9 protein-coding genes are annotated in these 10,510 nt (G+C 56.6%); 7 read left to right on the forward strand and 2 right to left on the reverse strand.

The genetic code is table 11. The features are described 5' to 3' along the window. The first annotated feature begins 113 nt into the window (after positions 1-113). The 7 genes from kup (at position 114) to rbsR (ending at position 7,988) form a co-directional block, all read left to right on the forward strand. On the forward strand, positions 114-1,982 hold the full coding sequence (gene kup / locus AC2AXP_RS13960; RefSeq protein ID WP_004956870.1) for a low affinity potassium transporter Kup: 1,869 nt from the start codon (positions 114-116) through the stop codon (positions 1,980-1,982). 188 nt (positions 1,983-2,170) lie between these two features. After that, positions 2,171-2,590 carry a D-ribose pyranase gene (gene rbsD, locus AC2AXP_RS13965; protein WP_004956866.1) on the forward strand — a complete coding sequence of 140 codons (420 nt, stop codon included), beginning with the start codon at positions 2,171-2,173 and terminating at the stop codon, positions 2,588-2,590. Positions 2,591-2,597: 7 nt separating this feature from the next. Beyond that, the gene (gene rbsA / locus AC2AXP_RS13970) at positions 2,598-4,103 is read left to right on the forward strand and encodes a ribose ABC transporter ATP-binding protein RbsA (protein WP_004956862.1); all 1,506 of its coding nucleotides are present in this window, start codon (positions 2,598-2,600) and stop codon (positions 4,101-4,103) included. Positions 4,104-4,109: 6 nt separating this feature from the next. Beyond that, a complete protein-coding gene (rbsC, locus tag AC2AXP_RS13975; protein WP_004956859.1) occupies positions 4,110-5,078 on the forward strand; it encodes a ribose ABC transporter permease in 969 nt (322 codons plus the stop codon). A 23-nt stretch (positions 5,079-5,101) separates the two neighbouring features. Then, positions 5,102-5,989 carry a ribose ABC transporter substrate-binding protein RbsB gene (gene rbsB, locus AC2AXP_RS13980; protein WP_004956856.1) on the forward strand — a complete coding sequence of 296 codons (888 nt, stop codon included), beginning with the start codon at positions 5,102-5,104 and terminating at the stop codon, positions 5,987-5,989. A gap of 65 nt (positions 5,990-6,054) precedes the next feature. Next, positions 6,055-6,981: a ribokinase gene (gene rbsK / locus AC2AXP_RS13985; protein WP_004956852.1), complete on the forward strand. Its 927-nt coding sequence runs from the start codon at positions 6,055-6,057 to the stop codon at positions 6,979-6,981. 5 nt (positions 6,982-6,986) lie between these two features. Beyond that, positions 6,987-7,988, forward strand: coding sequence for a ribose operon transcriptional repressor RbsR (gene rbsR / locus AC2AXP_RS13990; RefSeq protein ID WP_273868405.1), 1,002 nt, complete (start codon positions 6,987-6,989; stop codon positions 7,986-7,988). Here the strand turns inward: rbsR and mdtD are convergent. Both mdtD and AC2AXP_RS14000 read right to left on the reverse strand, forming a co-directional pair. Further along, complete coding sequence (gene mdtD / locus AC2AXP_RS13995) at positions 7,985-9,403, reverse strand: multidrug transporter subunit MdtD (RefSeq protein ID WP_198774070.1); 1,419 nt, start codon at positions 9,401-9,403, stop codon at positions 7,985-7,987. The genes rbsR and mdtD overlap by 4 nt on opposite strands. A gap of 41 nt (positions 9,404-9,444) precedes the next feature. Further along, positions 9,445-10,146 (reverse strand): FadR/GntR family transcriptional regulator, encoded by a 702-nt coding sequence (locus AC2AXP_RS14000; protein WP_004956846.1) that lies wholly within the window; start codon positions 10,144-10,146, stop codon positions 9,445-9,447. Positions 10,147-10,510 lie beyond the last annotated feature (364 nt).

Raw genomic sequence — 10,510 nt, forward strand, 5'->3', positions numbered from 1 at the left:
AGGATAATTCGTGCATACTGTGCGCCTTTTGGTGGACGTAACGGATCTTAGAGCCCGTATCCCTGGTTGATGCGGATGCATCGCTAACGGTTGTTCTAGTTAAAGAAACGCATATGAGCACAGAACGCAAGCAGTCCCTATCCGCAGTAACCCTGGCGGCCATCGGCGTGGTATACGGTGATATTGGCACCAGCCCGCTTTATACCCTCAGAGAGTGTTTCTCTGGCCATTATGGTTTTGATGTCCGACCCGATGTGGTCTTTGGCTTTTTGTCGCTGATTTTCTGGATGCTGGTGATCATCGTCTCACTGAAGTATCTGACGTATGTAATGCGCGCAGACAACGCCGGCGAAGGCGGCATCTTGACCCTGATGTCGTTGGCCGGGCGCAATACCACCGCGCGTTCGACCGCCGTACTGGTGATCCTCGGTCTGATCGGCGGCAGCTTCTTTTATGGCGAGGTGGTGATCACCCCGGCTATCTCGGTGATGTCGGCCATTGAAGGGCTGGAAATCGCCGCGCCGTCGCTGGATCCCTTTATTGTCCCGCTATCGATACTGGTACTGACCCTGCTGTTTGTCATCCAGAAACACGGCACTGGCAGCGTCGGCAAGCTGTTCGCGCCGGTGATGCTGGTCTGGTTCCTGACGCTGGCGGTGTTGGGCGTACGCAGCATCATCGCCAATCCAGAGGTGTTGCAAGCGCTGAACCCAAGCTGGGCGCTGAATTTCTTCCTTGAATACAAAAAAGTCTCATTCTTCGCGCTGGGCGCGGTGGTGCTGGCGATCACCGGTGTGGAAGCGCTGTACGCCGATATGGGCCACTTCGGCAAGTTCCCGATTCGCCTGGCCTGGTTTACCGTGGTATTGCCGTCACTGGTGCTGAACTATTTTGGCCAGGGCGCGCTGTTGCTGAAGGATCCCGAAGCGATTAAAAACCCATTCTTCCTGCTGGCGCCTGATTGGGCACTGGTTCCGTTGCTGATACTGGCGACGCTGGCCACGGTTATCGCCTCGCAGGCGGTGATTTCCGGCGTGTTTTCCCTGACGCGTCAGGCGGTGCGTTTGGGGTATCTGTCACCGATGCGCATTATCCATACTTCGGAAATGGAGTCAGGCCAGATCTACATTCCGGTGGTGAACTGGATGCTGTATATCGCGGTCGTGCTGGTGATCCTCGGTTTTGAGCATTCCAGCAACCTGGCGGCGGCCTACGGCATCGCCGTCACTGGCACCATGGTGCTGACCAGCATTCTGGTGACCTCGGTGGCGATCAAGAACTGGCACTGGAACCGCTTTTTGGCCGTCGGCATTTTAGCCATCCTGCTATTTATTGACGTGCCGATGTTTTCCGCCAATGCGTTGAAACTGTTCTCTGGCGGTTGGTTGCCGCTGACCATCGGGCTGGTGATGTTTATCGTAATGACCACCTGGAAGAGCGAGCGTTTCCGCCTGCTGCGCCGAATGCACGAACATGGCAACTCACTGGAGGCGCTGATCGCATCGCTGGAGAAATCGCCACCGGTACGCGTTCCGGGCACCGCCGTATTTATGTCGCGGGCGATTAACGTGATTCCGTTTGCCCTGCTGCATAACCTCAAGCACAACAAAGTGTTGCATGAACGGGTTGTGCTGCTGACGCTGCGCACCGAAGACGCGCCCTATGTGCACAACGTGCGTCGGGTGACCATTGAACAGCTGTCGCCAAGCTTCTGGCGTGTGGTGGCGAGCTACGGCTGGCGTGAAACGCCGAACGTGGAGGAGGTTTTCCACCGCTGCGGGCTGGAAGGGTTACCGTGCCGCATGATGGAAACGTCATTCTTTATGTCGCACGAGTCGCTGATCCTCACCAAGCGCCCGTGGTATCTGTTCCTGCGCGGAAAATTGTTCATCGCGCTGAGCCGCAATGCGCTGCGCGCACCGGATCAGTTCGAAATACCGCCGAATCGGGTGATCGAACTGGGTACCCAGGTCGAGATCTGATTTCGCCGGGGTTCAATCAGGCTCTGCCATCGTGCAGAGCCTTTTTTATTTGTGCCGTTTGCCTAACGTGATCGAAACGTTTCGATGGTGATCACATTTCCCGCTTTCCGCCGTTGCCTTCCCCTGCCGATTTTTTACACTCTATGGCGAGCGAAACGTTTCGCTCACGAAGTGACGTGGAGTGATAAATGAAAAAAGGTCTGCTACTCAATTCTGACATTTCTGCGCTGGTGGCGCGGTTGGGTCATACCGACCAGATAACCCTTTGCGATGCCGGATTGCCGATTCCGGCTGCGACACCGCGCATCGATCTGGCGCTGACGCAAGGCGTACCGACGTTTTTGCAGGTGTTGGCAACGGTAACGCAGGAAATGCAGGTCGAAAGTGCTCTGCTGGCGGAGGAAATCGTCAAGCAGAACCCGTCGCTCCATGAGGCGCTGTTGGCGCAACTGGCGCAGCTGGGTCAGGCGCAGGGCAACACCGTCAGCGTGCGTTACATCAGCCACGCTGAATTCAAGGCGCAAACCGAACACAGTCGTGCGGTGATCCGCAGTGGCGAATGCTCGCCGTACGCGAATGTGATCCTGTGCGCCGGCGTAACTTTCTGAGGCATTTATGCAACCTTTATTGCAACTGAAAGGGATTGATAAAGCCTTCCCCGGGGTGAAAGCGCTGTCCGGCGCGGCGCTTAGCGTGTATCCCGGCAGGGTGATGGCGCTGGTGGGCGAAAACGGCGCTGGCAAATCCACCATGATGAAAGTGCTGACCGGTATCTACAGTAAAGACGCCGGCAGCCAGCATTTTCTCGGCAAAGAGGTGGCATTTAACGGTCCAAAAGACTCGCAGGACGCCGGCATCGGCATTATCCATCAGGAATTGAACCTGATCCCGCAGCTGACGATTGCAGAAAACATCTTTCTTGGCCGCGAGTTCGTCAACCGCTTTGGCCGTATCGACTGGCCGCGCATGTACGCCGAAGCCGACAAACTGTTGGCGCGGCTCAACCTGCGTTACAGCAGCCACCGGCTGGTGGGCGAGCTGTCGATCGGCGATCAGCAGATGGTGGAAATTGCCAAGGTGCTGAGCTTCGAGTCGAAAGTGATCATTATGGATGAGCCGACCGATGCGCTGACCGACACCGAAACCGCCTCTTTATTTAAGGTGATCAACGAACTGAAAGCGCAAGGGCGCGGCATTGTTTACATCTCGCACCGCCTGAAAGAGATATTTGAAATCTGCGATGACGTCACGGTGTTCCGCGACGGACAGTTTATTGCCGAACGTCCGGTCAGCGAACTGCACGAAGACTCGCTGATCGAAATGATGGTCGGCCGCAAACTGGAAGAGCAGTACCCACGCCTGAATTTGCCGCGTGGTAAAAAACGTTTGCAGGTCAGCCATCTTTCCGGCTCCGGGGTACATGACGTCAGTTTCGATCTCTACCAGGGCGAAATCCTGGGCGTATCCGGATTGATGGGCGCCGGGCGCACCGAGCTGATGAAGATCCTTTACGGCGCCGCCGCGCGCCGCAGCGGGAGTGTCACCCTGGACGGCCGCGAGGTGAACCCCCATTCCCCACAGGACGGTCTGGCCAACGGCATCGTCTACATTTCGGAAGACCGTAAGCGTGACGGACTGGTATTGGGCATGTCGGTGAAGGAAAACATGTCGCTGACCGCCCTGCGTTATTTCAGCCGCGCCGGCGGTGGGCTTAAGCATGCGGAAGAACGGCTGGCTGTCGGGGACTTCATTCGTTTGTTCAATGTAAAAACCCCTTCAATGGATCAGCCCATCGGCCTGCTTTCCGGTGGCAACCAACAGAAAGTGGCGATCGCCCGTGGGCTGATGACCCGGCCGAAGGTATTGATCCTTGATGAACCGACGCGCGGCGTCGACGTCGGAGCCAAGAAAGAAATCTACCAGTTGATCAACCAGTTTAAACAGGAAGGGCTCAGTATCATTTTGGTGTCTTCCGAAATGCCGGAAGTGCTGGGGATGAGCGATCGCGTACTGGTGATGCATGAAGGCCACCTCAGCGGGGAATTCCCGATTGAGCAGGCTACTCAGGAAGCGTTGATGGCTGCGGCCGTCGGCAAGCAATACGGCGTAAAGCAGGAGTAATCAGATATGAGTTCCCAGACTATCGCAGCTAAGCGCTGGTTCAGTAAAGAATGGCTGTTAGAACAGAAGTCGCTGATTGCGCTGCTGGTGCTGATCGCCGTGGTTTCAACCATGAGTCCGAACTTCTTCACCGTGAACAACCTGTTCAACATTCTGCAACAGACGTCGGTGAATGCCATTATGGCGGTCGGCATGACGCTGGTTATTCTGACCTCCGGCATCGATCTGTCGGTGGGGTCATTGCTGGCTCTGACCGGCGCGGTTGCTGCGTCGATCGTCGGATTTGAAGTCAACGCCGTGGTGGCGGTTGCCGCCGCGTTGGCGCTGGGGGCTGCGGTAGGCGCCTGTACTGGCGTGATCGTCGCCAAAGGCAAAGTCCAGGCGTTTATCGCCACGCTGGTCATGATGCTGTTGCTGCGCGGGGTGACCATGGTGTACACCAACGGTAGCCCGATCAATACCGGTTTTACCGACGTGGCGGATACCTTCGGCTGGTTCGGCATCGGCCGTCCGCTGGGCGTACCGACGCCGATCTGGATCATGGCCATCGTGTTTATTGCCGCCTGGTACATGCTGCACCATACCCGCCTGGGCCGCTACATTTACGCACTGGGTGGCAACGAAGCGGCGACCCGTCTGTCCGGTATCAGCGTCGACCGCGTCAAGATCATCGTTTATTCGTTGTGCGGCCTGTTGGCAGCGCTGGCCGGAGTGATCGAAGTTGCTCGCCTTTCCTCTGCGCAACCGACCGCCGGTACCGGTTATGAACTGGACGCCATCGCCGCAGTGGTGCTGGGTGGCACCAGCCTGGCGGGCGGTAAAGGACGGATCGTCGGTACGCTGATCGGTGCGCTGATCCTTGGTTTCTTGAATAACGGACTGAATTTGCTGGGTGTTTCTTCCTACTACCAAATGATCGTGAAGGCGGTAGTCATACTGCTGGCGGTTCTGGTAGACAATAAAAGTAACAAGTAACCTCCCCTACAGGAATCACGACCATGAAAATGAAAAAACTGGCAGTACTGGCTTCAGCTTTTGCGCTGAGCGCCACCCTGAGCGCGAATGCGCTGGCGAAAGACACCATTGCACTGGTGGTATCGACGTTGAACAACCCGTTCTTTGTTTCAATGAAGGAGGGGGCGCAGCAGGAAGCCAACAAGCTGGGTTACAACCTGGTGGTGCTGGATTCACAAAATAATCCGGCGAAGGAATTGGCCAACGTGCAGGATCTGATGGTGCAGAACCCGAAACTGCTGTTGATCAACCCAACCGACTCCGATGCGGTCGGCAACGCCATCAAAATGGCCAACCAGGCTAAAATCCCGGTAATTACGCTCGATCGCGTGGCGTCAAAAGGCGAGGTGGTCAGCCACATTGCCTCGGATAACCGCGTGGGAGGCAAAATGGCCGGTGACTTTATCGCCAAGAAGGTAGGGACCGACGCCAAGGTGATTCAGCTGGAAGGGATTGCCGGCACCTCTGCCGCGCGTGAGCGAGGCGAAGGCTTCAAACAGTCGCTGGATCAGAACAAATTCACGCTGTTGGCCAGTCAGCCGGCCGATTTCGATCGTACCAAGGGCTTGAACGTAATGCAGAACCTGCTGACCGCACATCCACAGGTTCAGGCGGTGTTCGCGCAGAATGACGAAATGGCGCTGGGTGCCCTACGCGCACTGCAGACCGCCGGTAAAACCGACGTGGTAGTCGTGGGCTTTGATGGCACCGCCGACGGTGTAAAAGCGGTTGAAGGTGGCAAACTGGCGGCAACCGTGGCGCAGCGTCCGGATCAGATCGGCGTCATCGGCGTCGAAACCGCCGATAAAGTACTGAAAGGCGAGAAAGTACCGGCTACTATCCCGGTAGATCTGAAACTGGTCACCCAATAAGTGTGATCGCGTGCCGCCGGAACGAGCGTTGTCGGTGGCGCGCACTGCAAGCAGGAAACAATGCGATGGAAACAGGAAAGCTGGTGGTTCTGGGTAGCATCAATGCTGACCATATCCTTAATGTCGACCAGTTCCCCCGGCCGGGCGAAACGGTGATCGGGAAGCAGTATAAAGTGGCGTTTGGCGGCAAGGGGGCCAACCAGGCAGTTGCTGCCGGCCGCAGCGGCGCGGATATCGCCTTTATTGCCTGCGTGGGCGCAGATGATATTGGTGAACGCATTCGCCAACAGTTGGCCGGCGACCAGATTGATACTCAGCCTGTTGAAGCCATCGATGGCAGTACTACCGGCGTGGCGCTGATATTCGTTAACGGTGACGGTGAGAACGTGATTGGCATCGATGCTGGCGCCAATGCGGCACTCACGCCGCAATATCTTGAACGTTACCGGCAGTCGGTGATCGACGCGGCGGCGTTGCTGATGCAGCTTGAGTCGCCGCTGGAAAGCGTTATCGCTGCGGCGCGGCTGGCAAAACAGCACGCTACCCGGGTGATCCTCAACCCGGCGCCGGCACGGGAATTGCCGGATGAACTGTTGGCGATGATCGACATGATTACCCCCAACGAGACCGAAGCACAGCGTTTGACCGGAATTGCTGTCAATAATGATGCTGATGCGGCGCGTGCTGCCAGCGTGCTGCATGCTAAAGGCATCGAAACGGTGTTGATCACCCTTGGCAGCCGAGGCGTGTGGCTGAGTGAAAACGGTGACGGCAAGCTGGTGCCGGGCTTTCGAGTCAAGGCGGTCGACACCATCGCCGCTGGCGATACCTTCAACGGCGCGCTGTTGACGGCGTTGCTGGAAGGACAGACCCTGAACCAGGCGGTGCGGTTCGCTCATGCGGCGGCGGCTATTGCCGTTACGCGTCCGGGCGCGCAGCCTTCGGTACCCTGGCGTGCCGAGATCGACGCCTTCTTGCAGCAGCAGGGGTAAATGCCTTGGCCACCATGAAAGATGTCGCTCGCCTGGCGGGTGTTTCAACCTCCACGGTTTCGCACGTTATCAATAATAATCGTTTTGTCAGCGATAGCGTGCGCAGCAAAGTGATGGCGGCCGTCGAACGGCTCAACTATGCGCCTTCCGCGCTGGCTCGCAGTCTAAAGATCAACCAGACGCGTACCATCGGCATGCTGGTGACCGCCAGCAATAACCCGTTTTACGCCGAGGTGGTGCGCGGGGTAGAGCGAAGCTGTTATGAGCGCGGCTACAGCCTGATTCTGTGCAATACCGAAGAGGACGCGGCGCGTATGAATCGCAGCATGGAAACCCTGCTGCAAAAACGCGTCGACGGGTTGTTGTTGATGTGCACCGAAAACCATCGCCCTTCGCAGGATGCGCTGAGCCGCTACCCTTCGCTGCCGATCGTCATGATGGATTGGGCGCCGTTTGAAGGCGCCAACGACATTATTCAGGATAACTCGCTGCTGGGTGGCGAAATGGCTACCGATCACCTGATTGCGCGCGGCTATTGCCATATTGCCTGCATTGCCGGGCCGCAGGATAAAACCACCGCTCGCCATCGTCTGGAGGGCTATCGCCGGGCCATGCAGCGTGCCGGTTTGGCGATCCTGCCGGGTTATGAAGTGCACTGTGACTTTGAATTTGAAGGCGGGGTGCGCGCCATGCAGCAGCTATTGGCGCTGGAGACTCCGCCGCATGCGGTTTTTGCCGGTAACGATGCGGTGGCGGTTGGCGTTTATCAGGCCTTGTTCCAGGCCGGGCTACGCGTACCGCAGGACATGGCGGTAATGGGCTACGACGATATCGAGTTGGCGAAATATTTAGCACCGCCGTTGAGCACCATTCATCAACCGAAAGATTCGTTGGGCGAACTGGCGATTGACGCGTTAATCAATCGCCTGCAAAACCCGGAGCGTGACGCCCAGGTGCTGGTGCTGACGCCTGAGCTGGTGGAGCGAGCCTCGGTCGGCCGCCGTTAGCCAACCGTCTTTGCCGGTTGTTCGCGCTTCTCTTTGCCGGTAATCAGATTGCGTCCGTCCTTTTTGCGTAACAGCATGAACACAAAGGCCGATACCATGGTGACGATGCCCATGGTAATAAAGGTATAGTGGAAGTGGTCGATCATGGTACCGATCGACAGCGAATCATAAAAACGCAGTACCGCCGCGCTCACCGCAATGCCAAAACTGATCGATAGCTGCTGAGTGACCGCCAGTACGCTATTGCCGGAGCTGGCATTGCTGTCATTCAGGTCTGCCAGGCTGATGGTATTCATCGCGGTGAACTGGGTCGACATTGCCATGCCGAGCACGAATAACGGCACAATCATCAGCCATAACGGCATCCCCGGGCTTTGCAGGGCGAACTGGGCAATCAGCACGCCGATAACCAGGGTTATGCCGACCAGGGTTTTACGATAGCCAAACCAGCGCAATACCTGGGTTACGGTGGATTTTGCCATCAGCGAACCGACGGCAGTTGGCGCCATCATGCAGCCGGCAATAATCGCCGAATAGCCAAAACCGACCTGTAACATCAGCGGCATCAAGAAGGGCACGCAGCCGGTTCCGAGCCGTGATGCCACGTTGCCGGCAATGCCGACCGAAAAAGTCCGAGTCTTGAACAGATCCAGACCAATCAGTGGCTGAGTGTGGCGACGGGCGTGCGCAATATAACCCCATAGCACGACAAATCCGCTCAGCAGCACGCCAAGCGAAACATAGCTGGCCATTACCCGCTCGCCGAACAGTTCCAGTCCGGTGGATATCAATACCAGACTAAGTCCAAACAGCATAAATCCGACGAAATCAAATGGCCGTTTCGGCGTGGTGAAATCCGGCATGTATTTTCGTGCGTACAGAATGCCGAGCAAACCAATGGGAATGTTGATCAGGAAAATCCAATGCCAGGTGGCGTAGGTCACCAGCCAGCCGCCGAGCAACGGCCCGAGGATTGGCCCTATCAACCCCGGCATGGTGACAAAGTTGAGCACCGGCAGCAGCTCACTGCGTGGGTAGGCGCGCAACAACGCCAACCGTGCCACTGGCATCATCATTGCGCCGCCAATGCCCTGCACGATGCGCGAAATGACCAGGAAACTCAGGCTGGGTGACAGGGCGCACAGCAATGACCCCAGGGTAAATAGCGAGACGGCGATAATAAACACCCGTCGGGTGCCATAGCGGTCTGCCAGCCAGCCGCTGACCGGGATCAGCATCGCGACGGTTAACGTATAGCTGATGACCGCCGACTGCATTGCCAGCGGTGAGCGCGCCAGACTATGGGCTATCGCCGGCAAGGCGGTGTTAAGAATGGTGGCGTCCAACGCCTGCATAAAGAACGCCATGGCGGCGATCCACGGTAGCCCAGCCATACTGCGCGCGGATTTTGTCATTACGGTTCCTGGTTGATTGTCGGCACGTTGTTTTCCTCTATCTATATAGAAGAAGGATCTTTCTCGCTTAACAGTACTTGGCATGCAGCCAGCGCGGCGCTGCCATCAGCGGCCAGAATGGCATCCACAATCGCCTGATGGTGTGGCAGCTTAATCACCTCATTACCGGTAATGGCGCGGAAGTAACTTTGGTAAACCGAACTGAACAGGTTGGCGAAGGAGGTAAGAAACGGATTACCGCTGGCTTTATAAATAAGCTGGTGGAATTGCGTATCGACCTGAATCCAGCGTTCGCGATCGAATTCATCATGCAGCGCGCGCATTTCCGCCATCAGCATTTCTAACTGCGCTTTTTGCTGTTTGCTGGCGTGGGTTGCCGCCAACGCGCAGGCCTGTGGTTCCAGCGAGGTGCGCATAATCAGGAAGTGTTGCATGACCTGATCAAAGTTTTCCCGTGTCATCCACCAGGTGAGCAGCTCCTGGTCGAGGAAGTTCCACTGGCTTTGCGGCATAACGCGGGTGCCAATACGCGGGCGCGGCAACAACATGCCTTTCGCCGCCAATATCTTCACCGCTTCTCGCACTGCGGTACGGCTGACGCCGAAGGCTTCTGCCAATTCCATCTCTCCGGGCAGGATACTGCCCGCAGCAAATTCGCCCGCGAGTATCTGTTGACCGAGTTTTTCTGCTAACAGATAAGAAAGATTACGTTGGGCGGCCCGTTGTTGAGCATTAAATTGCATGGCTGCGGATCCTTGGCTTACATCGTTATTGTTATTTTACTCTACTGTCAGCCGGCTTTAGTGGCTGTTTTGCTGAAAAACTGGCGGAAAAACACCCTTTTTTATCACTTTTGTCGAAAAAAGCCGCGCTTGAAAAGTTTTTTGAAATTAGGGGTTGCGGCCTTCAGAGAACTCCCTATAATGCGCCTCCACTGACCGGGAACAACGACTGCTTAAACGCAAGACGAACCACCCAGCCAGTGAGACGAAAGCGAAATAAACGCTTGACTCTCAGGGCGAAAAGCGTAGTATACGCAGCCCGCGCCGATGAGTTTTAACGCCGGCGATGCTCTTTAACAATTTATCAGACAATCTGTGTGGGCAC

This window comes from Serratia sp. Sp408 (assembly GCF_057180665.1).

Excerpts from the sequence above, each read along its gene's own strand:
- kup (WP_004956870.1), top strand. The coding sequence starts at position 114 with ATGAGCACAGAACGCAAGCAGTCCCTATCCGCAGTAACCCTGGCGGCC.
- rbsD (WP_004956866.1), top strand. The coding sequence starts at position 2,171 with ATGAAAAAAGGTCTGCTACTCAATTCTGACATTTCTGCGCTGGTGGCG.
- rbsA (WP_004956862.1), top strand. The coding sequence starts at position 2,598 with ATGCAACCTTTATTGCAACTGAAAGGGATTGATAAAGCCTTCCCCGGG.
- rbsC (WP_004956859.1), top strand. The coding sequence starts at position 4,110 with ATGAGTTCCCAGACTATCGCAGCTAAGCGCTGGTTCAGTAAAGAATGG.
- rbsB (WP_004956856.1), top strand. The coding sequence starts at position 5,102 with ATGAAAATGAAAAAACTGGCAGTACTGGCTTCAGCTTTTGCGCTGAGC.
- rbsK (WP_004956852.1), top strand. The coding sequence starts at position 6,055 with ATGGAAACAGGAAAGCTGGTGGTTCTGGGTAGCATCAATGCTGACCAT.
- mdtD (WP_198774070.1), bottom strand. The coding sequence starts at position 9,403 with ATGACAAAATCCGCGCGCAGTATGGCTGGGCTACCGTGGATCGCCGCC.
- AC2AXP_RS14000 (WP_004956846.1), bottom strand. The coding sequence starts at position 10,146 with ATGCAATTTAATGCTCAACAACGGGCCGCCCAACGTAATCTTTCTTAT.